This window comes from Agrobacterium sp. rho-13.3, assembly GCF_033957765.2.
GTDB lineage: Bacteria > Pseudomonadota > Alphaproteobacteria > Rhizobiales > Rhizobiaceae > Agrobacterium.
In genome coordinates this window covers 1,015,662-1,042,500 of sequence record NZ_CP192775.1, presented here as the reverse complement: position 1 = coordinate 1,042,500, position 26,839 = coordinate 1,015,662, and the positions used below count along the sequence as shown (strand labels likewise).

General features: G+C 54.7%; 25 protein-coding genes and 2 pseudogenes (1 of these 27 running past the window's edge). 16 read left to right on the top strand and 11 right to left on the bottom strand.

Features of this window, described 5'->3' with window-relative positions; all coding sequences use genetic code 11:
- The 4 genes and pseudogenes from RMR16_RS19675 to RMR16_RS19660 all read right to left on the bottom strand — a co-directional run.
- Window positions 1-1,803: the 5' portion of a beta strand repeat-containing protein gene (locus RMR16_RS19675; RefSeq protein ID WP_432355084.1), read on the bottom strand. Its footprint begins 942 nt before the window's first position; the window shows 1,803 of its 2,745 coding nt (coding positions 1-1,803); the start codon lies at window positions 1,801-1,803; the stop codon falls past the left edge of the window.
- A 93-nt stretch (window positions 1,804-1,896) separates the two neighbouring features.
- Window positions 1,897-2,037: pseudogene (locus tag RMR16_RS19670) on the bottom strand (Ig-like domain-containing protein); the annotation flags it as partial.
- A gap of 77 nt (window positions 2,038-2,114) precedes the next feature.
- Window positions 2,115-2,558: pseudogene (locus RMR16_RS19665) on the bottom strand (Ig-like domain-containing protein); the annotation flags it as partial.
- Between the two features lie 2 nt (window positions 2,559-2,560).
- Window positions 2,561-3,148, bottom strand: a complete 588-nt coding sequence (locus RMR16_RS19660; RefSeq protein ID WP_320199020.1) for an IPT/TIG domain-containing protein — start codon at window positions 3,146-3,148, stop codon at window positions 2,561-2,563.
- Between the two features lie 433 nt (window positions 3,149-3,581).
- Here RMR16_RS19660 and RMR16_RS19655 point away from each other — a divergent pair, with 433 nt between their 5' ends.
- The 6 genes from RMR16_RS19655 to RMR16_RS19630 all read left to right on the top strand — a co-directional run bounded on the left by RMR16_RS19655 (window position 3,582) and on the right by RMR16_RS19630 (window position 9,365).
- On the top strand, window positions 3,582-3,896 hold the full coding sequence (locus RMR16_RS19655) for a DUF6916 family protein (RefSeq protein WP_320198993.1): 315 nt from the start codon (window positions 3,582-3,584) through the stop codon (window positions 3,894-3,896).
- Window positions 3,897-4,172: 276 nt separating this feature from the next.
- Entirely contained in the window at window positions 4,173-4,499 is a 327-nt protein-coding gene (locus RMR16_RS19650) for a GNAT family N-acetyltransferase (protein WP_320198992.1), read from the top strand.
- A gap of 280 nt (window positions 4,500-4,779) precedes the next feature.
- The gene (locus RMR16_RS19645) at window positions 4,780-5,478 is read left to right on the top strand and encodes a GntR family transcriptional regulator (protein WP_320199019.1); all 699 of its coding nucleotides are present in this window, start codon (window positions 4,780-4,782) and stop codon (window positions 5,476-5,478) included.
- Between the two features lie 13 nt (window positions 5,479-5,491).
- Window positions 5,492-6,400: a dihydrodipicolinate synthase family protein gene (locus RMR16_RS19640; protein WP_413785969.1), complete on the top strand. Its 909-nt coding sequence runs from the start codon at window positions 5,492-5,494 to the stop codon at window positions 6,398-6,400.
- Between the two features lie 206 nt (window positions 6,401-6,606).
- Window positions 6,607-8,274: an acyltransferase gene (locus RMR16_RS19635; RefSeq protein WP_320198990.1), complete on the top strand. Its 1,668-nt coding sequence runs from the start codon at window positions 6,607-6,609 to the stop codon at window positions 8,272-8,274.
- A 254-nt stretch (window positions 8,275-8,528) separates the two neighbouring features.
- Window positions 8,529-9,365, top strand: a complete 837-nt coding sequence (locus RMR16_RS19630) for an alpha/beta fold hydrolase (RefSeq protein ID WP_320198989.1) — start codon at window positions 8,529-8,531, stop codon at window positions 9,363-9,365.
- Between the two features lie 89 nt (window positions 9,366-9,454).
- Here RMR16_RS19630 and RMR16_RS19625 read toward each other — a convergent pair whose 3' ends face one another.
- Entirely contained in the window at window positions 9,455-10,030 is a 576-nt protein-coding gene (locus tag RMR16_RS19625) for a YceI family protein (protein WP_320198988.1), read from the bottom strand.
- A gap of 47 nt (window positions 10,031-10,077) precedes the next feature.
- A complete protein-coding gene (locus tag RMR16_RS19620; RefSeq protein WP_320198987.1) occupies window positions 10,078-10,935 on the bottom strand; it encodes a hypothetical protein in 858 nt (285 codons plus the stop codon).
- A gap of 314 nt (window positions 10,936-11,249) precedes the next feature.
- Between RMR16_RS19620 and RMR16_RS19615 the strand changes: the two genes are divergently transcribed.
- From RMR16_RS19615 to RMR16_RS19605, 3 genes are read left to right on the top strand one after another with little or no spacing between them, the layout of a single operon-like run.
- Complete coding sequence (locus RMR16_RS19615; protein WP_320199018.1) at window positions 11,250-12,704, top strand: sensor histidine kinase; 1,455 nt, start codon at window positions 11,250-11,252, stop codon at window positions 12,702-12,704.
- On the top strand, window positions 12,701-13,138 hold the full coding sequence (locus tag RMR16_RS19610; protein ID WP_320198986.1) for a response regulator: 438 nt from the start codon (window positions 12,701-12,703) through the stop codon (window positions 13,136-13,138). Before RMR16_RS19615 ends, RMR16_RS19610 begins: the two co-directional genes overlap by 4 nt.
- 7 nt (window positions 13,139-13,145) lie before the next feature.
- On the top strand, window positions 13,146-14,186 hold the full coding sequence (locus RMR16_RS19605) for a histidine kinase dimerization/phosphoacceptor domain -containing protein (RefSeq protein WP_320198985.1): 1,041 nt from the start codon (window positions 13,146-13,148) through the stop codon (window positions 14,184-14,186).
- A 27-nt stretch (window positions 14,187-14,213) separates the two neighbouring features.
- Here RMR16_RS19605 and RMR16_RS19600 read toward each other — a convergent pair whose 3' ends face one another.
- From RMR16_RS19600 to RMR16_RS19585, 4 genes are all read right to left on the bottom strand, one after another.
- The gene (locus tag RMR16_RS19600; RefSeq protein WP_413785964.1) at window positions 14,214-14,930 is read right to left on the bottom strand and encodes a L,D-transpeptidase; all 717 of its coding nucleotides are present in this window, start codon (window positions 14,928-14,930) and stop codon (window positions 14,214-14,216) included.
- Between the two features lie 23 nt (window positions 14,931-14,953).
- Window positions 14,954-16,009 carry a L,D-transpeptidase family protein gene (locus RMR16_RS19595; RefSeq protein WP_413785963.1) on the bottom strand — a complete coding sequence of 352 codons (1,056 nt, stop codon included), beginning with the start codon at window positions 16,007-16,009 and terminating at the stop codon, window positions 14,954-14,956.
- 470 nt (window positions 16,010-16,479) lie between these two features.
- Window positions 16,480-16,674 (bottom strand): hypothetical protein, encoded by a 195-nt coding sequence (locus RMR16_RS19590; protein ID WP_320198983.1) that lies wholly within the window; start codon window positions 16,672-16,674, stop codon window positions 16,480-16,482.
- A gap of 138 nt (window positions 16,675-16,812) precedes the next feature.
- Window positions 16,813-17,829 carry a substrate-binding domain-containing protein gene (locus RMR16_RS19585; protein ID WP_320198982.1) on the bottom strand — a complete coding sequence of 339 codons (1,017 nt, stop codon included), beginning with the start codon at window positions 17,827-17,829 and terminating at the stop codon, window positions 16,813-16,815.
- Window positions 17,830-18,092: 263 nt separating this feature from the next.
- On the opposite strand from RMR16_RS19585, the gene RMR16_RS19580 reads away from it, so the two are divergent.
- From RMR16_RS19580 to RMR16_RS19550, 7 genes are all read left to right on the top strand, one after another.
- The gene (locus RMR16_RS19580; protein ID WP_320198981.1) at window positions 18,093-19,358 is read left to right on the top strand and encodes an ABC transporter substrate-binding protein; all 1,266 of its coding nucleotides are present in this window, start codon (window positions 18,093-18,095) and stop codon (window positions 19,356-19,358) included.
- A gap of 68 nt (window positions 19,359-19,426) precedes the next feature.
- Complete coding sequence (locus tag RMR16_RS19575; protein ID WP_320198980.1) at window positions 19,427-20,401, top strand: carbohydrate ABC transporter permease; 975 nt, start codon at window positions 19,427-19,429, stop codon at window positions 20,399-20,401.
- Complete coding sequence (locus RMR16_RS19570) at window positions 20,398-21,231, top strand: carbohydrate ABC transporter permease (protein ID WP_320198979.1); 834 nt, start codon at window positions 20,398-20,400, stop codon at window positions 21,229-21,231. The genes RMR16_RS19575 and RMR16_RS19570 overlap by 4 nt, the downstream gene beginning before the upstream one ends.
- Before the next feature lie 11 nt (window positions 21,232-21,242).
- Window positions 21,243-22,271, top strand: a complete 1,029-nt coding sequence (locus RMR16_RS19565) for an ABC transporter ATP-binding protein (protein WP_320198978.1) — start codon at window positions 21,243-21,245, stop codon at window positions 22,269-22,271.
- Between the two features lie 64 nt (window positions 22,272-22,335).
- Window positions 22,336-23,121 (top strand): ThuA domain-containing protein, encoded by a 786-nt coding sequence (locus RMR16_RS19560; RefSeq protein ID WP_320198977.1) that lies wholly within the window; start codon window positions 22,336-22,338, stop codon window positions 23,119-23,121.
- A 6-nt stretch (window positions 23,122-23,127) separates the two neighbouring features.
- On the top strand, window positions 23,128-24,177 hold the full coding sequence (locus tag RMR16_RS19555) for a Gfo/Idh/MocA family protein (protein WP_320198976.1): 1,050 nt from the start codon (window positions 23,128-23,130) through the stop codon (window positions 24,175-24,177).
- 281 nt (window positions 24,178-24,458) lie between these two features.
- On the top strand, window positions 24,459-25,748 hold the full coding sequence (locus RMR16_RS19550) for a Gfo/Idh/MocA family protein (RefSeq protein WP_320198975.1): 1,290 nt from the start codon (window positions 24,459-24,461) through the stop codon (window positions 25,746-25,748).
- 334 nt (window positions 25,749-26,082) lie between these two features.
- Here the strand turns inward: RMR16_RS19550 and RMR16_RS19545 are convergent, their stop codons facing one another.
- A complete protein-coding gene (locus RMR16_RS19545) occupies window positions 26,083-26,832 on the bottom strand; it encodes an SDR family oxidoreductase (RefSeq protein WP_320198974.1) in 750 nt (249 codons plus the stop codon).
- Window positions 26,833-26,839 lie beyond the last annotated feature (7 nt).

Below are 26,839 nucleotides of genomic sequence, written 5' to 3'. Positions count from 1 at the left end.
GCCTGCGCTATTGGATGCCGTGTAAGTAAAACTGTCGGAGCCGGTATAGCCTATGTTTGGCGTGTAGGTAATGGATGTCCCGGAAGCGGTTGCCGTACCGTTTCCAGCTTGGTTCACAATCGCAACAGAAGACGCAACGCCGCCCGATAGGTTCAGCACGATTGGATTGTTCGCGCTATTTGCTGCTACTGTTTTCGATACCGCCCCAGCGATTGGAAGCTGCTCGGCGATGGCGAGGGTATAGCTGACGGAGCCGGAGGCGCTGTTGGCGTCGGTCATTGTGATGCTAAAGCTGGAATTACCAGCAACGGTCGGCGTTCCGAAGATTTCGCCAGAAGACGAATTGAGCGACAGGCCAGCCGGGAGACTATGACCGTTGGCAAGTCCGAAAATGTATGGAGCCATGCCATTGGAAACAGAAATTGCGCCACTGGAGTAAGCAGCGCCTTCGGTCGCTCCAGTCAATGGACCTGTCGCTGGCGACACACCGAAGGTCGGTGGCGATACGGTATTGGTCACGGTCGCACTTATCGACGAACCCGCATTGTTGCTCGCGGTATAAGCAAAGCTGTCAGGGCCGGAGTAACCAGCATTTGGCGTATAGCTGATCGAAGTGCCAGACGCAGTTGCAACACCCTTTGCGGCCTGATCTGTAACAACCACGGAGGACGGCGCACCACCAGTGATGCCCAAGGTGACAGGATTGCTTGTGGAGTTGGCAGCGACTGTGACAGACACATTACTGGCAACTGGCGCGATGTCGTTGATCGAGAGGGAGTAAGGCCTCGACGTCGTGAAAGGTGCACCGGTTCCAGTGGTACTGTCCGTGACGGCAATGGTGACGTTAAAAATACCCGTCGCTCCGGGAGTGCCAGAGAGGACCCCGCCGGGGGATAAGGTGAGACCACTGGGCAATGCAACCGCCGCAATCGCATAGGTATAAGGCGAGTTTCCGCTGGAGGCCGTAAAGCTTTGGCTACAGGCGCTATTGAAAATGCCATTTGACAGTGTTGATGGGCTGAAGACGATAGATGGTGGATCAATGGTCAAACTGTAAGCAGCATTATCGCTGACGGCGCCAGAATCCGTTGCAGTTATGGAGAAGCTGGTGCGTCCAACAGCAGTTGGGGTGCCTTCAAGCACGCCCGCACTGGAGAGCACGAGGCCTGCCGGCAGCGCACCACCGGTCACCACGTAGGTGTAGGGACCGGCTCCGCCAGACGCTGTCAATGTTTGACTGTAATTCACCGCTGCCTGCCCGGTTGGCAGCGTGCCAGCCATTGGCGAGAATGTCAGAGTGGGAACCACAACCGTTATCGTCACCGTTGCAGGTGTCGATACACCGGCGGAATTGGATGCCGTATAGGTGAAGCTGTCAGAGCCAACATAGCCTGCATCGGGTGTATAAGTAATCGACGTTCCGGAAATACCTGCCGTGCCGTTCGTCCCTTGAGTGGCAATGCCAAAAGATGATGCGGTGCCGCCAGACAGGTTCAGTACAATCGGGTTGTTTGTGCTGTTCGCATTCACCGTGGCAGACACAGAACCTGCGATGGGAAGCTGCTCGGCAATGACGATCGAGTAGCTGACCGATCCCGTTGCGCCATTGGCATCCATAACGTCAATGGTGACGTTAGAGATGCCAGCAGTCGTCGGCGTTCCGGTAATTGCACCGGAAGGACTTAGCGACAAGCCCACAGGCAGCGCCGAGCCATCGGCCAGCGCAAAATTGTAGCTGGCCTGACCGTTGGAGGCAACAATCGCGACGCCGGAATAGGCGACACCTTGAGTTCCATTCGTCAAGGCGCCCGCTGCTGGCGAAAATGCCAATGTCGGTGCCGAGACAGTTATCGTAACTGTTGCGCGTGCGGATGCTCCGGCAGAATTTGTAGCGGTATAGGTAAAGCTGTCAGAGCCGGAATAACCGGCATTGGGCGTATAGGTGATTGATGTGCCAGACGCAGTTGCAGTACCTTTTGTGGCTTGATCGGCGATCGCAAACAAGACTGGAGCGCCGCCTGTCGTGGTGCCGGTAATTGCATTTGCTGCGCTGTTTGCGGCAACCGTTGCAGATACGGCCTGCGCGACGGAAAGTTGCTCCCAATGACGATGGAGTAGCCTACCGATTCCGTTGCGCCATTGGCATCCGTGACATTGATGGTGAAGTTAGCGGTGCCCGCAGCCGTCGGCGTTCCGGTAATTGCGCCGGAAGAACTTAACGACAAGCCAACAGGCAGCACCGAGCCGGTGGCCAGTGCGAAATTGTAGTTAGCCTGGCCATTGGAGGCAACAATCGTGACGCCGGAATAAGCGATGTCTTGGGTTCCACCTGTCAAGGCGCCTGCTGCTGGCAAAAAGGCCAGAATTGGAGGAGAGACGGTAATCGTCACCGTTTCAGGTCTGGATGTACCGGCTGCGTTGGTGGCTGTGTAGGTAAAACTGTCGGGGCCGGAATAGCCAGCATTCGGCGTGTAAGTGATCGAGGTGCCGGAAGCAGTTGCCGTGCCCTTTGTCGCCTGAGACGCAACAGTCACTGAAGTAGATGTGCCACCGGAGATGTTCAGCGAAATGAGATGGTTTTCACTGTTGGCGGCGAGCGTTTGGTGACTGCTTCTGCAATCGGAAGCTCGTCCATCGTCATGGTGTAAGATGCCGACACCGAGGCGGTGACGGAATCTGTAACCGTGATTGTAAAGCTGTATTGACCTGCCGTAGTGGGCGTTCCGGTGATCTGGCCGTTCGAAGAATTGAGCGAGAGACCCACAGGGAGAGTGGACCCGCTGGAAAGCGCGAAGATGTAAGCCGGGGCACCACCTGCCGTAGAAAAAGTTGTCGCGTTGTAAATCACCCCAACCACGCCTGATGTCAGCGCTCCGGTCACGGGCAGAAGCTCTAGCGGCGCGGTATAAGTGAAGTTCTGTGTCTGCGTCGCATCACCATTCTCGTTTTTAACGCTAACGACGACCGCACCAGCTACGCGAGGCGGAGCGGTGGCGATAATCTTGGTGGGACTGATCACGGTGTAGTTTGTTGCGTCCACCCCACCGAATGTAACTTTATCTGTCATAAAGAAGCCTGTTCCTTCGATTGTGACGGACGCGCCTCCGGTTGTTGAACCTGCTGTTGGTGGATGTGACCGTAGGAGTATTGTTGTCGTAGCAAGCGATCTGAAGAGTCACCGAACTCGGTGAAGCTGGCTGCGAGTTATCCACGAAAACTCTGCGGTTACAGGCGACCAGACTGTTTCAGCGAAGGTCGCTGTGTCAGCAGCGACTGCGACATCAGGCCCTACAAACGACGCATATCTGGCGGCTCTAAACACAGCTTCACTGGGGATTTACTCCTCAACAACATCAAACTCTGTCTCACTTGGCGGCGTGAGCGCCACACTGGAAGGCTCTCCATCCATTCCAGCCCTGAGCCTGACAGTGCCGGATGTTGCGGTCGGCGGGCAGCGTTGCGGTTAGTGTCACCGGTGCTGGGTTTCCAATCGATATTCGTCCCTCCTCCCAAGCCATCAACTTCATTATTTGCATCAACGGAATATTCCCCACACGAGCGTAATGGAGGGAGAAGCGGTTGTGGATATTCAACTGCTTTCAGCAGACATTTTTCTTCCTCATATGGGCAGTGATTTTTCGCTGCTGAGTGATGGCGAAGTGTTTATGACACTGACGCTTGCAGATTGCCGAATGTATCCGCGAGGAACAAAGCCTGGAACGGCGAGGACGGCTTTCACCATGCTGCTAGAAGCGCCCGAGAGCCATGTGCCACTTGGCAACCATGGGTCTTTCATCATTCGGCATGAAGTTTTGGGAGAATTTGGCCCCGTACATGTGGGGCGGGTCATCAGCACCCGGCCGGATGTAGCTGTGCTCGAAATCATCTTCAACTGACGTGTACCACTCCACGATTTCAAAAATACATCAGCCCGTTTCGCTCACACAGAGACGGCTGATTTTCCGCTGTCCACACTGATTTTCCAAAGGTTGGCCTTTATGAACGGCTTCAACGGATCATTCGACCTTCCCGGTGGTATCGCCCTGCGCTTCTGCCGCGCCTCAGACGAGGATTTTCTTCTTGACCTGTTCATGCAAGCCCGCCCGTGGCTAGCATGGGCGTAGGGAAGGAAAGATTTCATTCGGGATTTGTATGAGCAGCAATATTCCATCATGCGACAAGGGCAAGAGAGTGTTTATCCCGAACACCTCGATCTTCTGATCGAGCGTATTGGCGAGCGCGTTGGGCGGGTTGTTGTAGACCTTGGATATGCAGACTGGCGGATCAGTGAAATCGAGATCATTTCCGCTGCAAGAGGATCAGGCATTGGCTCCAACGTCGTTCGCGGCTTGCAGATCGCCGCCAAACGGGGCATGCGCCCGCTGACGATTTCAACACCTGTCTTCGGCCCCAACAACAGCCAGCAGCTTTATGAGCGACTGGGATTTCAGGTGGCTTCGGTAGCCCCTCCCCTCGTGCATATGATCTGGCAGCCTTAACCTGCGCGATGAGAGGCGGACGAACGGCTGAGAATATCTATATTTGCCAGCCAGATCCCGCGAAGGCGCATAACTTCAGCTACAGCCAGTTACCGTTTCAAAGAGCACGATCGTTACAAGAAACCAACATCGAAACTTCTGCTTTCTCCTCCCGCAAAGCCTTCCATTATGACTGTCTTTGGCGAAAATTTCATGTCGACATTCACTTGAAATCTGATATATCAGATTTCAAGTGGCGCGTTTGTTGTCAATTGGGGATGTCTTTTCAGTGAACAAGACTATGGGCTTGCCGTCGTCGGACGACCGTATCGCACGGCTTGATCCGCAGCTCTTAACCACGCTTCGCGACCATGTTCACCGGACTTTGAGGACAGCCATTCTGTCGGGTCGTTTTTCTCCCAACGAGCGCGTGAACGAGCGTCAGCTTGCAGAGCAGCTTGGCGTCAGCACCACACCTATCAAAGAGGCACTGCGCCAGTTGGAGGCGGAGGGGCTGGTTGAAACGCTTGCCAGACGCGGCGTTATCATTCGTTTCGACGCAAGCTGGGCAGAGGAGATGATCCTTGCCCGTGCAGCTCTGGAATCCATGATCGCCCGTCTTGCGGCCAAACGGTTGAAAACAGACGCGATTGAAGCGCTGGAGCACACCGTCGATTTGATGCGAACAGCGACGGCAAACGCTGCAGCAGATGATCTCATCACGCTCAACGAAACGTTTCACGACCAAATCCATGTGGCATCGGAGTGCCCGTATCTGGCTCGCATGATCGAGCGTCAGCAGTTTTACGACGCGAGCATTCGTCGAGTCATTCATCTGGACCCGTCAGAACGCGCCAAGGCGCTTGCAGAGCATGTGGACATTGTCGCCGCCATTATTTCAGGCAACAGCGATCAGGCAGAGAGGGTGATGCGCGACCATGTCGTGCGTTCGGGAGACACATACTTGAGCATCGTTTTTAACCGTCAGGGGGAGATCTAAGGTGAGCGAAGCAATAGAGAAAGTCCGCAAGGCGCTTACGGGCATATCGGGAGTGCCCGTTACACCTTATGCGGCGGACGGAAGCATCGATACATCCAAGCTTTCAGCGCTAATCGAGGGACTCGCGGAGGCACGGGTTCAAAACCTGATGGCCGCTGGAAACACGGGGGAATTCTTCACCCTAACGCTGGACGAAGTTCGTCTTGTACACCGAACGGCAATCAAGGCTGCGGCTGGAAAAGCTTTGGTCAGCGCTGCGGTTGGTCGCTCACTGACCGAAGCTAAGGCATTGGCGCGCGATGCGATTGCCGAAGGTGCGGGCGCTATTATGGGACATCATCCCATGGACCCCTTTGCCGGACCGAGCTATCAGGCAAAATATTTTCTAGAGCTTGCAGATTTCTCGACGGTTCCTGTCATCGCCTATGTGCGGAGCGACAGCTTTTCCGTTGCTGATTTCCGCAAACTGGCACTGCATCCCAATATCGCCGGTATCAAATTCGCTTCTAGCAATCTCATGCTTCTGGCCGAGGTTATTCGCGCCACGAAGGATGCACCCGCAATCTGGGTGTGTGGTTTGGCCGAAGGCTGGGCACCAGCATTTTATGCGATGGGTGCACGCGGATTTACCTCTGGCCTCGTCAATGTCTTCCCGGAACGGTCCCACGCCATTCATCGCGCGCTCGAAGCAGGCGATTACAGGACGGCCCGTGATCTCATCGACGGTATTGCGGGCTTTGAAGCTCTGCGCACCAAATATCTCAACGGCGCAAATGTCACCGTGGTGAAGGAAGCGCTTGGCATGCTGGGCAACGATGTCGGTCCGGTGCGTGTTCCGGGCGTGGAGGCGCTCAATGAAGCCGAACGCGCCGAGTTGAAAGCCATCGTGGAGCGTGTGCGTAGCGAAGCGCGTGCCGCCTAGCTGAGAAAATAATGCCTACTATCGCAAAAGACCTGTATGCATTGGGTCGATGAACGTCCGCGTCCGTGTGTCAAAACAGAAGCGAGCGAAGGTAGTTCCGGCTGGGCAGGGTCATGATCACGGCCCAGCCTAGACGCTTCGGTCGCGTCGCCGGGTTGGTGGCTGGCGACCGGGCGAAGATGACTATTGTAGATGGGAGGATCGACATGAATTCGGAACGGGCGGCCAGCCAGATTGCATCGGACATGCACCCGGATCGGGAAGCGCTGCTGCAAATCATGACGTGGGAGCGCCAGCCAGACGATATTCGTTCTTCAGCACAACGTGCATTCAAAGCGAGACTTTCCGAGGTTGCGGGCGCAGACATTGCCGAGACGGCTTACATCGCACAGCAGGCGAACATTTTAACGTCCCGGCTGCAACTGGGCCACAATTCCTGGATTGCGGGCCACACCATTGTGCGTGGCGATGTGGAATTCGGCGCTCATTGTTCCGTCAATCCTTACGCCTGCATCTCCGGCAAAGTGACCTGTGGGGACGGCGTCCGCATCGCATCGCTGGTCTCCATCGTGGGCTTCAATCATGGCTTTGATGATCCTGACGTGCCGATCTATCTCCAAAAACATGAAAGCCTTGGCATTACGATTGGCGATGATGTCTGGATTGGCGCCAATGCCGTTGTGCTCGACGGTGTGAACATCGGTAAAGGTGCTGTTATTGCGGCTGGATCGGTTGTCGCAAAAGACGTGCCCGAAATGGCAATCGTCGGTGGGGTGCCTGCCAAAGTTATCCGGAAACGGGGCGAGAAGACGCCCGCAAAAAAATCCCGCCGCAGTGAAGCGGTGGCTGCCCTTCACCGGATCGGCGAAGCTGGCGCATCCCAATGGCGCACGATCCTTCAGAATGCCCAGAAGGACGGCCAATATATTTCAGCGGGAGCCGATGGCGTACCGCATGCAAGCCTTCGGCACCAATGCGATGCCATAGAAATCGCAGCCGGTTTTGGCCATGCGCCAACCGGCCAGGACGCTGAAGACTTGATCGCGCGTCTGAGGTCTTTGCAAGATCCAGCAACCGGTTTCTTTCCCGATCCTTTCCTGCCACCGGCCGCCAATTCCGACATTCGCGAGGATTATCCCGCACTCTATAACGTACTGGCAATCGGTTATGCACTGGAAGTCCTTGGCTCTCATCCGCAGCACCCCATCTCAGGGGTCCAACTGGATACGACGTCGCTATGCGCCTGGTTAAACGCACTGCCATGGAGCAGTCGCGCCTGGAGATCGGGAGATCGGGTGGACGCCATAGGCACTGCGCTTTATTTCAATAGCCGTTATTTCAGCGGTGGTTTGGAGCGTGAAGCATTGTTCGGCTGGTTGACCATGCACGCCGACCGGGCAACAGGGCTGTGGGGCAAACCCACCGCAAAAGAAGGACTGCTACAGCCTGTCAATGGTTTTTACCGCCTGACACGCGGCACCTATGCCCAATTTGGGTTGCCCGTCCCCTTTCCCGAAGCAGCCATCACATCGGTCATCACCAACTACCGCAACTATTCCAGCTTTTCAGGTGATACCTACACGGCCTGCAACTTGCTCGACACGGTCCACCCACTCTGGCTTTGCCTGAAGCAAACCGACCTTATGCGCACACAAGCGGAAGAGATTGCCGAAAGCGTCATTCTCCGTGGTGCAGAGCGCTGGCAGGAAAACGGCGGCTTTGCTTTCGCAGACGGTCAACTTCCCAGCCTGCAAGGCACGGAGATGTGGCTCTCCACGCTACACATCGCCGCAAATATTCTAGGAATAGCCGATAATTTCGCGTTTGTGCCGCAGGGCATACACCGGACACAGGCCGTGGGAATGGGACTATAAAGTTCGCTATGGAGAGAGAAGGGCGTGCGTATAGTTTTGCGTCGCAATCCCTCTCTCAACCATAGAGACAAGCGGGTTGCGCCGCGCTAGTATAGTCCTTGGCACAAAAGATAGCGTCACGACCCTATTGCAGAATGACTATACGGCAGTCAGCCCAGACCCCATTTCATGGTCTCGCATGTATTCGACCGTCAACCGTTCGACGGCCCATACCTAAAATATCGATCAACCTATCAACGTAAGGAGAAACCTCGATGGGTTTTGTAACGACAAAAGATGGTGTCGAAATTTTCTATAAGGATTGGGGTCCGAAAGACGCCCAGCCGCTGGTGTTCCATCATGGATGGCCGTTGAGCGCGGATGACTGGGACACTCAAATGCTTTTCTTTCTGTCAAAAGGCTACCGCGTTATCGCACACGATCGGCGCGGTCATGGACGTTCCACGCAGGTATCGGAAGGTCACGATATGGATCACTACGCCACCGACGCTTTCGCGGTCGTCGAGGCGCTCGATCTGAAGAAGGCCGTCCACATTGGTCATTCAACGGGTGGCGGTGAGGTCGCCCGTTATGTCGCCAAACATGGCGAACCGTCTGGCCGCACAGTGAAGGCAGTGCTGGTGTCTGCAGTGCCGCCAATTATGGTAAAGTCCGCAGCAAACCCGGAAGGCCTGCCTATCGAGGTTTTCGACGGCTTCCGTGCTGCATTGGCCGCCAACCGTGCGCATTTCTACCATGAAGTTGCCGCTGGCCCGTTCTACGGCTTCAACCGCGATGGCGCAAAAGTTGATGAAAGCGTGATCCAGAACTGGTGGCGGCAGGGCATGGCGGGTGGCGCGAAAGCTCACTATGACGGCATTAAAGCTTTCTCCGAGACGGATTTGACGGAAGATGTAAAAGCCATCAGCGTTCCCACGTTGGTTCTGCATGGAGAAGACGACCAGATCGTCCCAATCGCCGATTCCGCACATAAGTCAATCAAGCTGCTGAAAAACGGCACCTTGAAAACCTATCCTGGCTTTTCGCACGGCATGCTCACTCTCAATGCCGATGTTCTGAATGCTGACCTTCTAAAGTTTATTGAGACCTAAAACAAAAAGGGCGGCCGCATGATTGCAGCCGCCCTTTAGTATTGTTTGCCAAACCACTTCCTTAAAGGTCAGTGATAAAGCCAAGCGTCTTATTTCTTGATTGCTTCTACGTCGATGTCGAGCGCGAAGTTCGGGCCGAGGCCAAAGTCCTTCAGCTTGGTGATGCCAAACTCAGTACCGTCAAAACCACCAGTTGCCGAGAAGCCGGTCTTGATGGTTTTTGCGTCCCAAGGCAGCGGGGACTCATTGTTCCAAGTCACGTCAAGCGTTACTGGCTTTGTTGTGCCAGCCAGCGTCAGGTCGCCAGTCACTTTCGCAGTCTTTTCGCCGGTCTTTTCGATGGCTGTGCTTTTGAAGGTGATTTCAGGGAATTCCTCGACGTTCAGGAAGTCCGGGCTTTTGAGGTGCGTGTCACGCTTTTCGTGATTGGTGTCGATGCTGGCCGCATCGATTTTCAGCTCGATCGAGCTTTTCGTAACGTCGTTCTTATCGAAGGAGATGGTGCCGGAAACCGATTTGAAATCGCCATGGGCATTGGCCCAGCCTGCGTGGCTGGTCTTGAAGTTTACCCACGCATGCGTTGGATCGATCTCATAAGAGTCGGCAGCAAAAGCCGTGCCAGCGAGAAGGCCAAAAAGGGCCGCGGTCGTTGCAAGAAGCTTCATAATATTCTCCATTGGGAAGATGCCCGACGACATGTCGGGATGGGTTATCAGCCAGAAAATTGAAGTCCGGCGATGAGGATGCCCGCGATTGCGGGAATGGCTGCCACGAGACCATAAACAAGCGGTCGCACCGAAATGGCGGCCCCACTGAAACGGCGCGTGTAGACGGAAGACAGAGGAACGACCACAAGCGTTAAGCCCACTGCAATGAGTGCGGCCGACGACGCGACCGGTGCAAGCATGGCCGTGGTCAGCAAGCCCAAATAGGCGACCCATGCAAATGCCAGGCCACTGATGCCGCTGAGCGCGAATGCCGAACCATCGCCGCGCAGATGTCTGATATAGCTGACAAGCAGATAACCGCCGAAAAGGGCCGTGAGCGCACCGTTGAACATGGCCATGCCCATGTAGCCGCCGAGAATGGCAACAAGTGCAGTGGCAAGCGATGTTGCAAAAACAGCCTGCGGCAGAACGGAGTTTTGAGCCTCGTCACTCGTTTTACGTTGTACGGCAGACCAGACGACACCCGCAACGGCGATCGCGACCAAAGCCAATGTGATAATCAGTTTCTGGTTATTACTGGCAAGAATATTCTTCCCGATCCACCAGACCGGCAATCCGAGGCCAATCAATGCTGCCGCGGCAGCAAAAACCGTGGATCGCGAACGAAAGCGCCAAGCGGCAGCGGCCAAAACAACGGACCCTACGGCAAAAACATAGGGCAATTTGTGAACAGCGCGCACGGGCGGAAATGCTGGAACGCCTTCAAGAACGATAAATATCGCAACCGCGCTGAGCGGAACAAGCAGGGCAAGAACGGCGGTTTGAGCGTTTAAAAAGCGTCGGGAAAAAAGAGCAATTGCAACACCCAATGCCAGTGGAAAGGCAATAATTGTCGTCAGCATTGTTTGTAGCATTTGGTCGCTATACCTTTGAAATCTAAATTAGAATATCTTTCGATGCGGCGTAAAAATCCGCGTGATCTGCGCACGACGCTATTCTGACTTCTCTCCTCGTTGCAACCGGTCAGTCCACACGACCCCGTCACATTGGCGTGAGAGCGCGGGGTGACACTTCGTTCAATAAAAGTGAACAACGCAACCAATCATGCGCAAGCATCTTGCTTAAGAGGCTTTCGACGCATTAGTTACGCATATTCTTAAAAACTGCGGGGTTAGCGGTGGCAAAATTATCTGCGTTCGTCCGTCGAACGCTTATCATGTTGGGACTAGGTGTTGCCTTGCTTCTGGGCATGGTTGCGACGTCTCTGTGGTTGGTTCAGGTCAACAACAAATACTCGCAGGAAACCGCAGATCTGCGTCGCCTACGTGCATCCATCCTCGACGTTCTGACCACCGTGCAGGATGCCGAAACCGGGCAACGCGGCTATCTCTTGACGGGCGATGCGCAGTACCTCGCTCCCTATCAGGATGCGTTGGGAACGCTTGGAAAAAAACGTGCGCTTCTTGCAGAGCGCGTCGGCGTTCGCCCCGAATACGCCCCGGATTTGCAAAGTTTGCAAAGCAATATCGATAACAAACTGGCAGAAATCGGTAAGACGGTTGCCCTTGTGAAAGAAGGCCGCACACAGGAGGCCGTTGATCTCGTTCGTGGTGATACCGGCCTTGTCTATATGCGTGACATACGCGAAACGCTGGATGGTTATCAGCAGCGGGCGGATGACCGTCTTCGCATCATCGTTGCCGAACAACTGTCAGCAGCAGAAAACCTGCGCTGGGTCACGATCGTTGGCTCAATTGCGATCATAGGCGTGGTTGGCAGCGCTCTGTGGCTCATCACCAAATACATCCGCGAACTCATGCGCTCGCGCGAAGAGGTCGATGAGCTGAACCGGGGTCTGGAAGAGCGGGTGAATGAGCGAACCAGAGACCTGATCCGCGCCAATCAGGAAATCCAGCGTTTCGCCTACATCGTCACCCATGACCTCCGCGCCCCGCTTGTGAACATCATGGGCTTTCTGTCGGAGTTCGATGCCTCACTGAAACCCGTGCAGGCATTCGTTCTTGCTGACGGCAAAGCGATCCCGGAGCAGCAGATCAAAGATGCCAGAATTGCTGTCGAAGAAGATCTTCCCGAAGCCATGGGTTTCATCCGGTCCTCCACACGCAAGATGGACCAACTCATCAATGCGATCCTCAAAATTTCTCGCGATGGGCGCCGGAAACTGCAAGCCGAGAAAGTCGATATCAAAGACCTTCTGGTCACGGCAGGGGCCAGCGTTCAACATCAGGTCAGCGCCACCAACGGCGCCGTCGATGTGGATGTGCAAAGTTTCACCGTGATCAGTGACAGGATTTCACTGGATCAAATCCTTGGCAATCTGTTTGACAACGCCGTCAAATATCAGATGCCCGGAAGACCGCTGCAACTATCGGCCCGCATCCTGCCACAAGGGCGCGGCTCGGTACGGGTCGATATCAGCGACAATGGACGCGGCATTGCCGAAGACGATCATGAACGCATTTTCGAACTCTTCCGCCGTGCCGGACCGCAGGACCAGCAGGGCGAAGGCATTGGCCTTGCACATGTGCGTTCGCTAATCAGAAATTTAGGCGGAGATATTACGGTCGCATCCGAACTCGGCAAGGGAAGCACCTTTCAACTGACATTGCCGACAGATCTGCGGAAAATTACGCGAGGGAACGACATATGAAAGCAACAGGCCAGGAAGTCACGATCGTTATGGTCGAAGACGATGAGGGACACGCGCGCCTTATCGAAAAGAATGTGCGCCGCGCAGGCGTGAACAACGAGATCGTTCCCTTCACGCTGGGTCACAAAGCGCTGGATTTCATTCTTGGGCCGGAGCGCGATGGCCTCGTCAGCAAGGACCGCTACCTTCTGATTCTGCTTGATCTGAATTTGCCGGATATGTCAGGGATCAAAATTCTCGAACAGATCAAAAGCAATGAGCACACAAAGCGCATGCCGGTTGTGGTTTTGACGACAACCGACGATGAGACGGAAATTCAGAAATGCTATGATCTGGGCGCGAATGTCTATATCACCAAGCCAGTCGACTATGAGGGTTTTGCAACGGCAATCAGAAACCTCGGCCTCTTCTTCTCCGTAATACAGGTTCCTTGAAAGCTTAATGACGTTGCGAATACTCTATGTCGATGACGACCCAACGCTTGCAAAGCTCGCAGCCCGCGTGCTTGGTCGGCATGACATAACTGTGGTTCACGCAGCCTCTGTCGCGACTGGCCTAGAGGAGTTCAATGCCGGTGTGTTTGATGCTGTGGTCCTGGATCACTATTTCCAGAACGGCACCGGCCTTCAGTTTCTGAAAAGCATTGGTGACGCCTGCCGGAAAATTCCGGTTCTGTATGTAACTGGTGCCAGTGAAGCCCAAGTTGCCATCGATGCGCTGAAAGCCGGCGCTGCCGATTACGTCATCAAGAATGTTGCAGATGACTTTTTTCCGCTTTTGCTGAACTCCATTCAGCAGGCGCTGGAGAACTTCCAGCTTCGCCGTGAGAAGGAAGAAGCCGAACGGCTGCTTGTTCAGGCAAAAGAACGCGCCGAGCTGATGGCAAAGGAAATGAACCACCGCATCGCCAACAGCCTGTCTTTGGTCTCTGCCATGATCCGTATGCAGATGAATGCGGTGGCCACCGAAGAAGCCCGCACCGCGCTTCTGGAAACCCAAAGCCGTATTTCCGCCATCGCTGGCGTCCATCGCAGCCTTTACACGGCAGACAATGTCGGCGAGGTCGAGCTTTCCGCCTATCTCTCGTCAATCATACAGGATCTCGCCAAGTCTGCTCCAGACAGCGAAAAAATTCGTATCACGACGGATATGGAAACGATAAAGGCGTCACCAGATCAGGCCGTGGCGCTGGGTGTTATCGTCACGGAACTGACAACAAACGCTTTGAAATATGCCTATCCCGATGGGGTTGGTGACATCCGCATTCTTTTGAAGACACATGAAAACACCATGCGTCTGATCGTGGAAGATGACGGCATCGGCATGAGTGTCCAAAACCCACCAAAGGGAACAGGCCTTGGCACACGGCTGATCACCGCCATGGCGCAGAGCCTGCGAGCAAATGTCAGCCAGTCCAACACGCAATCTTCCCAAGGGGCATCTGTCTGCGTGCAATGGGAAGAACACGGCACCGCCCGCTAACTCAAGCGGGCGCTCTGAGGGACTGGATTAGAACCCCGGTGCCATTGCAACTGCCTGTGAGGCAGGCGCACCAGACATCACCACAATCGGTGCACGGTCAGGAACACGATTGTAGAGATCAATGATGTCCTGGTTCATCAAACGCACACAGCCGGACGACACCGATTTTCCGATGGTCCACCACTCCGGCGAACCGTGCAGACGATAGATCGTGTCTACACCATCCTTGAAGATATAAAGGGCGCGTGCACCAAGCGGGTTTGAAAGACCCGGTGCCATACCGCCATTCGCAGCGCTATAAGGTTCAAGCTCCGGCTGGCGCCCGATCATTTCCGTTGGCGGCGTCCAGCGGGGCCACTGGCGCTTGTACTGAATGACGCCCCTGCCCGCCCATTCGAAACCGGCACGACCAAGACCCACGCCATAACGCATCGCCTGATTGTTCTCGTAGGTCAGGTAAAGAAAATGGTTTGCCGTATCCACGACGATTGTGCCGGGGCGTTCTCCCGTCGGATTTTCCACCATCTGGCGGTAAAAACGAGGGTTGATTTTCTCGTAGGGAATGGCGGGTAGAGGGAACTGCTCGTCCGGCTTTGCACCATAGATTTCTGCGTAGAACGGATCCGCCACCGGCTTCGTATTCACGGCAGCCTCACGCGGTGTGGTGGTGCAACCGGCAAGCGCCGTTACTGCCAAACCTCCTGTGCCCAAAAGGAAAGACCGGCGGGTGGTGTCATGCTTCAACAATCTATGTCCTCGTCAATGTGTCATCTCGCACCCGCAAATGGGTCTGCGAGCGCCGCTTCGGGGCGGCTGATAGGGTATTTTGTGCCGGAAACTTTTTCCGCCATGCTTTTTGCGCCGTTGTTTTTCAACAAAGCTCGGAAACTGGGGTGCATTCCGCCGTCGACATAAGCGTTGGCAACGCTTGAAGTTCCCTCGCTGATGGCCAGTGCCAGCTTTTGTTGCTCGGCATCCAGTTTCGCAGCAACAGCCGGTTCCGTTTGGTTGATCGCAGGAGGGCAGCTTGCGATCGGGTCGGACGGCTCGCCATTGGCAAACTCGCTGTTGAACACGTACCGGCGACCGCAGACAGACACTTTCGGCTGACGCTTTGTCAGCTCGAAATAATCGTAACCTTCCTTCAGCGTTTTCCAGAATGGGAAGTTTGGATCGTTTTTATAAGCGGCCATGTTGCGGGTCGTCATGCGGAACGGATAGGCCTGAACCTGAAAGCGGTCCTGTCCGCCCTTCAACGCCCTGTCGGCAATTGCATAGATTTCGCCAACCTGCTGATCCGTCATGGCGTAACAGCCGGAAGAAGAGCAAGCGCCATGCACCATCAGCGCCTCACCCGTATAACCAAGTGCGGCTTCCAGGCGGTTGGGATAACCAAGGTTGAAGGACACGTAATATTGCGAGTTCGGGTTCATCATGCCCGAAGAGACATGATAGAAACCTTCTGGTGCCTGCCTGTCACCGCTCTTGGTTTTTGGTCCAAGTTTGCCGGACCAGCGACACATGGGATAGGTCTTGAACAGGGCATAGGCGCCTGTCTTGTCGACCTTCCAGACCTCAAGTTCGCTTTCCTGCTTGAAAATGCGGACAAGAACGGGACTTTCCGCTTTCATGCCTTTCGCAGACATGGCAGCGGCAATTTTGGACGACAATTTTGGTGGAGCCCTATCGGCGCTATCAAGACCCATGGATGTGCACGCCGCAAGCGCGCAGCACAACACAGCAACAGCCGTTGCTCTTTTCGATAAGTTCAGGATGTTTCGAAGCTTCGCTGGAACGAGCCTCGAAAAATTTGGATTGATCATCAAAACGCCTTGCCCGCCTCTGTAAGCGAAACCGTACATAGAGAAGTTGACCGCAAGACGGCAACCACCCTCGAGGACAAAGAGTCGTGAATTTACGTTACGTCTTCGTTAATCATACGAACACAACTAAGTGAGCCTGCCCACTCAGAGAACCATTGGTGGCTCGTCATTTTCGTCCGGATTTGGAACGGGTTGCTCATCCGGGAGGATGTCGGGCTCGGGTTCTTGTATTGGCGGAACCTCTGGTATGGGAGCGATGGGAGGCGGCATCGACGGAACTGGCTCGACCGGGATAACACTCATCACATCAACCTATCATTTAACAAACTGACGGGCAGCACTCTGTCCAAAATCGCCAATTGGTCCACTTGCGTTCGCCAACATAGGTCCATTCAAACTTGGTGCTGCCCGTATCTCAATTTACGCGAAGTAAACGATGTGCGTCGCGAAGAGTTCCAATTCAGTGCGGATCAGGCAAAACCGAGGGAGTTGCGCGCGATCTCCCGCTTATCGCCATAATCGCGCAAATGGGCGTCGTGGCCATATTCACGGGCAACCGTTCTGCTGACCTGAAGTTCAGGCATTTGCAGCAGCGCATCTGCGTAAGTACCCGTTTCATCTTCGTGATTAACGGTGTCCGGTGTGGTTTTTAAAAAATCAAACATGGCTTCCTCCCATTCACGATTTTTAACGCATCAGCTGGCGCTGTGTTCCCTCCGAATAACGCAACAACCGATGTATTCTAAAACAATCTTATACCACGCTTTTTTGACAATTTGTTACGGCACATCATTAAGAAAATATCAGTTTGCCGACCCGGACGATTGCCGCAACACCAGATCGACCGGCCAAAGCTCCTGACACTCGTCAACAGGTCGGCCCGCGATGATTTGCAACAGCAAATCCGTCACCCGCTCTCCCGCCATTCGCAGCGGAGATCGCGTTGTTGAAAGCGATGGCAACATGCTTTCAGGCGTCAGATAAGGGAACACGTCATCATGGGCGATGACAGAAACATCCTTGCCGATTGTGAGGCCAAGCTGGCTGGCGGCGCGGTACACCCCCTGCGCCGTCATCATGGCACCGGCAACGAAAGCCGTCGGGCGTGAGGCTTTTTCAAGCAGCGATCGTGCGAACTGAAACGCAGTTTCCTCACTGAACGGCGCAGACAGAACCATGCGTGGATCAAGCGCCATATCCATTGTTGCCAACGCATCGCGATAGCCATTTTCGCGGTCTATCACAAACGTCATGCCCTTGGGGCCGTTGATGAACGCAATGTTGCGATGCCCCCGCTCCAACAGGTGAACCGTAGAGAGATAAGTCACGGCGTGGTTGTCGATATCCAGCCAGGCATGTTCGAATTTCGAATCGGAGCGACCGTGGATGATGAAGGGAATGCCGAGCTTGTGCAGAAGCGCTATCCGTTCGTCATCAGGGCGCGGTGAGTGGATGATGATGCCATCGACCCGACCGCTCGCGGCCAATCTGCTGAAGATTCTGAGTTCGTCGTTGAGATCGTTATCCGTCGTCACACTGACGACGATATCCGTGTCCTCACCCTCCAGACGGCTGGCCATGCCGCCCATAAATTCTGAGAAAAAATAACCGTTGCCACTTCGGCCCATAACGACGCCGATGGCACCAGCCTTGCCCGTTGCCAGACGCACGGCATTCACATTCGGTCGATAACCAAATTTGCGAGCAGCCTCCATCACCCGTTCGCGCGTTTCCTGCCGCACTTCAGGATAACCGCCAAGCGCCCGGCTGACCGTTGTGGGCGACAACCCCACTTTTTCCGCAAATTCCTTGAGCTTCATAAGTCCCGCCGTTTTCTCTTGCATGCGTCGATATGCGGGAAGTTTCAAGACGTCAAAAATTGAAAACGATTTCAAATGTTAATTAGAAATGGGACTCGGACTCAAGCACGAAATTGACAGATCACGATAAACTCTATGAAATCTCCGAACAACAGCGACGAAAACAACCCTATTGACACGTCATCAGGAATTTGACAGCTTTCAAAAGTCGAAAGCGCTTTCAATTTAGAGGATAATTGGAATCGCCATGGAGGAGTTTGACAATGAATATTTCAATGAGAGTTTTGGCTTTGTGCGGCAGCGTGTTGTCCACGGGCTTTGCCGCGCAGGCCGCGGAAATTTCGATTGCTGCGAATTCTACAGGCAAGGGCCTGAATTTCATTCGCGAACAGGTGAGCGTGTTTGAGAAGCAAACCGGCCACAAGGTGAAGATTGTGAGCATGCCGCCGTCTTCGAGCGAGCAGTTTAGTCAGTATCGCCTGTGGCTGGCAGCCGGAAACACGGATGTTGATGTTTACCAGACAGACGTTGTGTGGGCACCGCAGCTGGCAGAACAGTTCGTGGACTTGACGGAGGCCACAAAGGACGTCATCGGCCAACATTTCCCTTCCATCGTTGCATCGCAAACAGTGGATGGCAAGCTTGTGGCAATGCCGATGTACACCGATGCTCCGGCCCTATTTTACCGCAAGGATCTGCTTGAGAAGTACAGCAAGCAGCCACCGAAAACGTGGACGGAACTGGCGGAAACCGCCAAGGACATTCAGGACAAGGAACGCGCGGCTGGCCTGAAAGACATCTGGGGCTTCGTGTTCCAGGGTAGCGCCTATGAGGGACTGACCTGCAACGCGCTGGAATGGATCGCCTCTGCCGGCGGCGGGCGCATTGTCGAGACGAATGGTGACATCAGCATCAACAATGAGAAGGCTGCGGCAGCCCTCGACATGGCAAAAAGCTGGATCGGCACGATTTCTCCGCAGGGCGCCCTTGCCTACAAGGAAGAAGAAGCGCGCGGCATCTGGCAAACGGGCAATTCTGTCTTCATGCGCAACTGGACATATACATATGCACTCGGCAATGGCGCTGACAGCGCAATCAAGGGCAAGTTCGGCGTTGTCCCTCTGCCTGCGGGCGCTGAAGGCATAGCACCCGCCTCGACCTTGGGCGGCTGGAATGTTGCCGTCTCCAAATATTCGAAACATCAGGATGTTGCGATTGCGCTGGTCAAATTCCTCGGCTCTGCGGAAACGCAGAAGAAGCGCGCGGTGGAACTTTCGAACATGCCAACCATCGCAGCGCTTTATGACGACAAGGACGTTGCTGCCGCCCAGCCCTTTATGCCGCTCTGGAAACCCATCTTCGAAACCGCCGTGCCGCGCCCATCGGCGGCAACCAAGGTGAAATATAACGAGGTGTCCGCAAAGTTCTGGGGTGCTGTTCACAACACGCTTTCTGGCACCGGCTCGGCAGCTGAAAATCTCGAACTTCTCGAAGTCGAACTCACCGACCTCAAGGGCAACGGCTGGTAATTCAGCTTTTACCCATCAAGCGGCTGTCACAGGCCGCTTGATGTCTCTTCAAACGGTGGGAATATTTGATGACCAAAACCGCCCATGACCGTCATGCGGCAGCAATCATGACGGGCTCCGATCTACAATCGGAACGTCTGCGCTCTGCCTGGCTGTTTCTAGCACCAACATTTTTGACGCTTGCGCTCGTCGCCGGCTGGCCGCTGGTAAGAACCGTGTGGTTCAGCCTGACCGATGCGTCTTTGACCAATCTTTCCGGCGCACAATTCGTCGGCCTGAAAAACTATCTTTCATGGATCACGCTCAGCAGCGGTCGCACAGTTTACCGTGGCCTTCTTGCCGACCCGGCCTGGTGGGGTGCCGTGTGGAACACCATGAAATTTACGCTGGTTTCCGTTTCCCTGGAAACCGTCCTCGGCCTGATCGTTGCACTGGTTCTGAATGCAGAATTCAGAGGGCGTGGCCTCGTGCGCGCCGCCATTCTCATTCCCTGGGCCATCCCCACCATCGTATCTGCCCGCATGTGGGCGTGGATGTTGAATGACCAGTTCGGCATTTTGAATGACATGATGCTGAGCCTTGGGCTCATTTCATCAAAAATCGCTTGGACCGCCAATCCTGAAACGGCAATGACCGCCGTGTTGATCGTAGACGTCTGGAAAACGACTCCGTTCATGGCGTTGCTCATTCTGGCCGGTCTTCAAATGGTGCCGAAGGATATGTATGAGGCGGCAAAAGTCGATGGCATTCATCCCATCAAGGTCTTTTGGCGCGTTACTCTGCCAATGATCCGCCCCGCGCTGATGGTTGCGGTCATTTTCCGGATGCTGGATGCGATGCGCGTCTTCGACCTCATCTACATTCTGACGCCGAACAATTCCCAGACCAGAACCATGTCGGTTCTTGCCCGCGAAAACCTGTTCGACTTCGACAAGTTCGCCTATGGCGCAGCGGCATCGACCATGCTGTTCCTGATTATCGCCTCCATCACCATCATTTACATGTGGCTTGGGCGGGTCAACACGGATGGAGGAGCACGATGACAGCCTCTCACCTCATCAAAAATACGGCGTTCTACGCTCTCGTCACCATCATCGTCGTCTTCGCCATCTTTCCATTTTATTACGCGATCCTGACGAGCTTCAAAACCGGAACGGCGTTATTCGATATCACCTACCTGCCGACGAGCATCTCCTTTGCAAACTATAGCGACGTGTTGGGCAATGACAGCTTCTTGCGCAATTTGGGCAATTCGCTGTTGGTCGCAACCTGCGTCGTCGTTCTGTCGCTATTTCTCGCAGTCACAGCGGCTTATGCTTTGGCGCGGGTGCGGTTCAGAGGACGTTCGCTTCTGCTTTTGACGATCCTCTCGGTATCGATGTTTCCGCAGATCGCCGTTCTGGCGGGCCTGTTCGAACTCATCCGCTGGGCTGGTGTCTTCAACACACCGCTTGCGCTGATTTTTTCCTACATGATTTTCACGTTGCCCTTCACCGTCTGGGTTCTGACAACCTTCATGCGTGACTTGCCAGTGGAAATCGAGGAAGCGGCGATTGTGGATGGCGCATCGCCATGGGTCATCATCACGCAGGTTTTCATGCCTTTGATGTGGCCTGCGCTGGTGACGACGGGGCTTTTGGCTTTCATCGCGGCATGGAACGAATTCCTGTTTGCTTTGACCTTCACCTCATCCAACGAGCAACGCACCGTGCCCGTGGCAATCGCGCTGCTGTCCGGCAGTTCACAATTTGAAATTCCATGGGGAACGATCATGGCGGCTTCCGTCATCGTTACCGTCCCCCTCGTTATCCTCGTTCTGATCTTCCAGCGGCGCATCATCTCCGGCCTTACGGCTGGCGGCGTCAAAGGTTAGGAGATACTTTCATGACCAGCATTCAACTGCGTAATATTCGCAAATCCTTCGGGGCCTTCGACGTTATCAAAGGCATCGACATGGATATTCACTCCGGTGAATTCATGGTGTTCGTCGGCCCTTCCGGTTGCGGCAAATCCACGCTTCTTCGCCTCATCTGCGGTCTGGAAGAAATCACCGGCGGCGAACTGTCTTTCGACAACGCGGTCGTCAACGCGCTCACCCCGGCCAATCGTGGCGTGGCCATGGTGTTCCAGTCCTATGCGCTTTATCCGCATATGACGGTATTCGAGAACATGGCATTCGGCCTGAAGCTTGCCGGTTCGACAAAGAATGACCGGCGGAAGCGCGTCGAAACAGCAGCGGAAATGCTGCAACTGACGCCCTATCTTCAGCGCCTGCCAAAACAGCTTTCCGGCGGTCAGCGCCAGCGCGTGGCCATTGGCCGCGCTATCGTGCGCGATCCGAAGGTGTTTCTGTTCGATGAGCCGCTATCAAACCTCGATGCCGCATTGCGTGTGGCAACCCGTCTCGAAATCGCCAAATTACACCGCAGTATGCATGACACGACAATGATTTATGTCACGCATGATCAGGTGGAGGCCATGACGCTTGCCGACAGAATTTGCGTGTTGCGCGATGGCCGTGTCGAGCAGGTTGGCACGCCGCTGGAACTCTACGAAACGCCTGTCAACACATTCGTAGCCGGCTTTATCGGCTCTCCAAAAATGAACTTCCTTACCGGAAAACCTGCCGAAAGTTACGGCGCTCACACCATCGGCATCAGGCCGGAACACATCATCGTGGACGGTGGATCAGGCGGCTGGACGGGCGAGATCATTCACTCGGAAATGTTGGGTTCAGACAGCTTTATCTATCTGGATATGGGAACGGCAGAGCCAATCGTTGTGCGTGAGGAAGGTGTTTCCAACCGCCAAACCGGCCAGAAACTTACCATCTCGCCGGTGGCCGAACATATTCACCGCTTCGATGCGCAAGGCATCGCAATCCAGAAAATCGAAACGCGCGGTGCCGCGTAAACAATCCAAGACCCTCTTCACCGGCAGTTCGTCTTAACGCGCCGGTTTTATCAAGGAGCATAACATGACTATCAATACCGTCGTCTGGGGCGAAAATATTCACGAGCATATCAACGAAACGGTTCGTTCGATCTATCCCAACGGCATGCACAACACGATTGCCGATGCGCTGAACAAGACTCCGGACATCAACGCCACAACGGCCACCCTTCAGGAACCTGAACACGGGCTTTCGCAGGAACGGCTGGACAGCACCGATGTTCTGGTGTGGTGGGGCCACAAGGACCACGGCGCGGTTCAGGATGAGATCGTCGAGCGCGTTGCGAAGCGCGTCTGGGAAGGCATGGGCCTTATCGTGCTGCATTCCGGCCATTTCTCCAAGCCGTTCAAGCGCTTGATGGGAACCCCATGCGCGCTGAAATGGCGTGAGGCGGGCGAGCGTGAACGCGTATGGACGATCAACCCTCGTCACCCCATTGCAGCCGGTCTGCCGGAGCATTTTGAACTGGAAAATGAGGAAATGTACGGCGAGCAGTTCTCCGTGCCGGAACCTCTCGAAACCGTCTTCATCTCATGGTTCCAGGGCGGTGAAGTGTTCCGCTCCGGCCTGACATGGCGACGCGGCGCTGGCAATATTTTCTATTTCCGCCCCGGCCACGAAACCTACCCCACCTATCACGATGCCAATGTTCAGACAGTCATCAGCAATTCGGTAAAATGGGCTTACAATCCGGCTGGCGCTCTCAAAAGCATCCATGATGCGCCTAATGTTCCGGTCGATCAGGCCCCGGAGCCGATTGAAGAACGCGGCCCGAAACTCCACACGGCCGGCGAAGCAGGTTACAGGTAATCGATCATGAGACTTCTTATTCTTGGAACCGGCGGCATGGCCAATAACCATGCCATGTATTTCTCACAAATCTCCGGCGTCGAGCTTGTCGCGGCGGTGGATGTGGATGATGTCATCGTGCGGGCTTTTGGAGCCCGCCACAACATTTCCCAGACCTTTACGTCACTGGATGAAGCGATTGCTTGGGGGCAGTTCGATGCGGCAGCAAACGTCACGCCAGATTCGATCCACCACGCCACCAGCCTAAAACTGCTGGCAGCGGGCAAGCATGTTTTCTGCGAAAAACCTTTGGCGGAAACCTATGTCAAGGCTGCGGAAATGGCAGATGCGGCAGAAAAATCAGGCCTCGTCGCCATGGTTAACCTCACCTACCGCAACGTCGCGCCGCTTCAGGCGGCCCGGCAAATGGTTCTGGACGGCAAGATCGGCAAGTTACGGCATCTGGAAGCGTCTTATCTCCAAAGCTGGCTGGTGTCCAAAGCCTGGGGTGACTGGATGACCGAGAGCAAATGGCTCTGGCGTCTCTCCACCAAACACGGCTCCAATGGTGTGTTGGGTGATGTCGGCATTCACATCCTCGACTTTGCTTCTTACGGCGCGGGCAGCGATGTGGAACGCATTTTCACCCGCCTGAAAACCTTCGACAAATATGAAGGCAACAAGATCGACGTCTATGACCTCGATGCCAATGACAGCTTCACCATGACGGCCGAGTTGGAAAACGGTGCCATGGGCGTTATCCATGCCAGCCGTTGGGCAACAGGGCATCTCAACGAGCTTCGCCTTCGTCTGCATGGAGACAAAGGCGCGCTCGAAGTCATCCACACTCCGGAATACTCCACACTTCGGGGATGCCTCGGTGAAGACGTCGAAAAAGCCATCTGGAAAGATATCGCAGTTGAGCGCGTTGAGACCAACTACGAAAAATTCGCCAAGGCTGTGATGCAAGGTGGACAAGCGGACCCGAACTTCCGCCACGCCGCCAATCTTCAGAAGGTCCTCGACCTCTCAATCGTCACCGACCGTGAGCGACGCGAGCTTGCGGTTTCGGACTGAGCCGAACCAGATTTGATACTCAAATCCAGAAGGCGGTCATTTTGGCCGCCTTTTTTATGTCGAGAACGTTCCACACCCTATATTTTGCGATGCATTAAAATGAGTGCGGTGCAGCATTCGAAATTGGCTTGCCTTGAAATCATAATATGACTTTAATGCCTACATACTATCAGTTTGCAGGTTCGATATGCAAGTCAGCCCACAGCCCTTTACGAAAATCGCCGCTGTCGGGAGCTATTATCGATCTCTCTAAAACCACATGAAACATAAGGGTTAGAGAAGTGAAAATCGCTATTGTCGGATGCGGGTCACGTCACAAGATGTTCCGCGACTCCGTGACCGAAGATTACCCGGACAAACACGAAATCGTTGCCCTGTGCGACAGCAACGCACACCGCTTGGGCGAGGCTGCAAAAGCCATTTCCAAACCCGGTACCAATGGCGTGCCGACCTATCTTGCCGAAAATTTTGATCAGTTGATTGCCGAGCAAAAGCCAGACACTATCGTTGTCGCTACGCCGGACTTTCTGCATTCGGATTACATCATCAAGGCGTTTGAGGCTGGATGTGACGTTATCTGTGAAAAGCCGCTGACCATCGATCTTTCACGCCTGAAACAGATTGTGGATGCGCAGGCCCGTACAGGCCGCAAGGTTATGGTCACGTTCAACTACCGCTATTCCCCTGCCCGCACACAAATCAAGGAAATGCTCTCGTCTGGTGTCATCGGTACGATAACCGCAGTTGATTTCCGCTGGCATCTGGACCGGGTGCACGGCGCGGATTATTTTCGACGCTGGCACCGCCACAAGGAAAATTCCGGCGGTCTTCTTGTCCATAAATCAACGCACCACTTCGACCTCCTCAACTGGTGGCTTGCATCCGCGCCGACCGAAGTTTTCGCCTCTGGCCAACGCGCCTTCTACCGTCCTGAGACAGCCGTGGAGCTGGGGTTGCAAGATCACGGCCCCCGCTGTGCAGACTGTCCCGTGGCGGAGAAGTGTGCCTTCCGGCTCGACCTCTCCGCCGATGCGGCTTTGCGTGCGCTTTATCTCGATGCAGAAGACGAGGATGGTTATTTCCGTGACCGTTGCGTCTTCGATGCAGATATCGGCATTGAAGATACGTTGCAGGCCCACATTCGGTATGCATCCGGCGTGACCGCCAACTATACGCTAACTGCCTATTCTCCCTGGGAAGGACTGGAAATCCGCTTTCAGGGCACCAAGGGCGAAATCACCCACAAGCATATCGAAGTGCATGGCGTGTTCGGTGGCATTCGCGACCACGCCGATGAAGAGGCGATCACCACAGAACTGCATCTGGCCGGTGAAAAACCGCAAAAAATCGACGTGCCAAAAGCCACAGGTCACCACGGCGGCGCAGACCCCGTTATGCTGGGTTATATCTTTGCTCCGGAAACCATGGAGCCGGATCGCTTCAACCGGGCATCCGACCATGTGTCTGGCGCGTGGTCCATTCTCACCGGCATAGCGGCAAACGCGTCGATTGAGACTGGTTCAGCGGTTAACATCCAGTCGATGCTGACATCACGCGGCATCAAAATCTGATACTGGTTATTTTTGGGAAATGACGGAGGCAGGCGGAAGTCTGCCTCAATTCGTTTGGGCGTGGCAAAGCAGGAACGTTGAAAAGGCCCATAAACGGAAAAAGCCTGCCGCGGGAGGAGGTGCGGCAGGCTTTAAACTTGATCGACAACTGGGAGGAGGAGTGTTGCCGATCCCATCTCGCGACGCTGGGAGGAGGAGTGCGTCGCTTCGATGATTTGAATATAGCGATCCCTACAAAATTTAATAGAGCAACTCTCGCAATGCAGCGATGCATTATTGCATAGCTTGAAAATCCGTGCCGAGTTTTTAAGCAGTGCCGGATATTCGTCGGTGATTATACGTCCCGATGCACCTGAAAACCGGCAAAGGACTGGTTCACTGGCATCAACTCAATGCTATTGATGTTGATATGCTTGGGCTGGGACGCGACCCAATGGATGGTATTTGCGATATCATCCGGCACGATTGGATTGACGCCCTTGTAAAGCGTATCGGACGCGTCCTGATTGCCGCCGGTGCGGACAACGGTGAATTCCGTTTCGCACATACCCGGTTCGATGGACGTGACGCGAACGCCTTTTCCATGCATGTCAGAGCGCAGGCCAAGCGAGAACTGGCGCAGAAACGCCTTCGTGCCCGCATACACATTGCCACCCGCATAGGGCCAGTGCGCCGCAACCGAAGAAAGGTTGATAATCATGCCGCGGCGTTCGATCAAGACCGGCAATAGATGATGCGTGATGTTCAACAGGCCGGTGATGTTGGTGTTGACCATAGTGTGCCAGTCTTTCAGCGGCACACCTGGAGCCGTCGCCGTGCCCAGCGCCAAACCGGCATTGTTGACCAGAATGTCGATGTCCTTGAACTCCGCAGGAAGCACATCGAATTCAGACTGCATCGCAGCTTCGTCCGTAATATCAAACACCATACCGTGAAAGGCAGGCCCAAGCTCCTCGCGAAGAGCGGCAATGCGATCTGCACGGCGGCCAGTTCCAACGACTTGCCATCCGTCCTTTGCAAAAAGTCTTGCTGTGGCCTGTCCAAATCCGGACGTGGCGCCCGTGATCAGAATTGTTCCGCTCATATGAATA

What these genes read in the sequence shown, in the direction of transcription:
- RMR16_RS19650 (WP_320198992.1), top strand. Translation starts at nt 4,173, where the DNA reads ATGCGACAAGGGCAAGAGAGTGTTTATCCCGAACACCTCGATCTTCTG.
- RMR16_RS19555 (WP_320198976.1), top strand. Translation starts at nt 23,128, where the DNA reads ATGAGACTTCTTATTCTTGGAACCGGCGGCATGGCCAATAACCATGCC.
- RMR16_RS19585 (WP_320198982.1), bottom strand. Translation starts at nt 17,829, where the DNA reads ATGAAGCTCAAGGAATTTGCGGAAAAAGTGGGGTTGTCGCCCACAACG.
- RMR16_RS19620 (WP_320198987.1), bottom strand. Translation starts at nt 10,935, where the DNA reads ATGCTGACGACAATTATTGCCTTTCCACTGGCATTGGGTGTTGCAATT.
- RMR16_RS19605 (WP_320198985.1), top strand. Translation starts at nt 13,146, where the DNA reads ATGACGTTGCGAATACTCTATGTCGATGACGACCCAACGCTTGCAAAG.
- RMR16_RS19565 (WP_320198978.1), top strand. Translation starts at nt 21,243, where the DNA reads ATGACCAGCATTCAACTGCGTAATATTCGCAAATCCTTCGGGGCCTTC.
- RMR16_RS19560 (WP_320198977.1), top strand. Translation starts at nt 22,336, where the DNA reads ATGACTATCAATACCGTCGTCTGGGGCGAAAATATTCACGAGCATATC.
- RMR16_RS19610 (WP_320198986.1), top strand. Translation starts at nt 12,701, where the DNA reads ATGAAAGCAACAGGCCAGGAAGTCACGATCGTTATGGTCGAAGACGAT.
- RMR16_RS19645 (WP_320199019.1), top strand. Translation starts at nt 4,780, where the DNA reads ATGGGCTTGCCGTCGTCGGACGACCGTATCGCACGGCTTGATCCGCAG.
- RMR16_RS19580 (WP_320198981.1), top strand. Translation starts at nt 18,093, where the DNA reads ATGAATATTTCAATGAGAGTTTTGGCTTTGTGCGGCAGCGTGTTGTCC.
- RMR16_RS19590 (WP_320198983.1), bottom strand. Translation starts at nt 16,674, where the DNA reads ATGTTTGATTTTTTAAAAACCACACCGGACACCGTTAATCACGAAGAT.
- RMR16_RS19545 (WP_320198974.1), bottom strand. Translation starts at nt 26,832, where the DNA reads ATGAGCGGAACAATTCTGATCACGGGCGCCACGTCCGGATTTGGACAG.
- RMR16_RS19570 (WP_320198979.1), top strand. Translation starts at nt 20,398, where the DNA reads ATGACAGCCTCTCACCTCATCAAAAATACGGCGTTCTACGCTCTCGTC.
- RMR16_RS19575 (WP_320198980.1), top strand. Translation starts at nt 19,427, where the DNA reads ATGACCAAAACCGCCCATGACCGTCATGCGGCAGCAATCATGACGGGC.
- RMR16_RS19635 (WP_320198990.1), top strand. Translation starts at nt 6,607, where the DNA reads ATGAATTCGGAACGGGCGGCCAGCCAGATTGCATCGGACATGCACCCG.
- RMR16_RS19630 (WP_320198989.1), top strand. Translation starts at nt 8,529, where the DNA reads ATGGGTTTTGTAACGACAAAAGATGGTGTCGAAATTTTCTATAAGGAT.
- RMR16_RS19595 (WP_413785963.1), bottom strand. Translation starts at nt 16,009, where the DNA reads ATGATCAATCCAAATTTTTCGAGGCTCGTTCCAGCGAAGCTTCGAAAC.
- RMR16_RS19615 (WP_320199018.1), top strand. Translation starts at nt 11,250, where the DNA reads ATGTTGGGACTAGGTGTTGCCTTGCTTCTGGGCATGGTTGCGACGTCT.
- RMR16_RS19625 (WP_320198988.1), bottom strand. Translation starts at nt 10,030, where the DNA reads ATGAAGCTTCTTGCAACGACCGCGGCCCTTTTTGGCCTTCTCGCTGGC.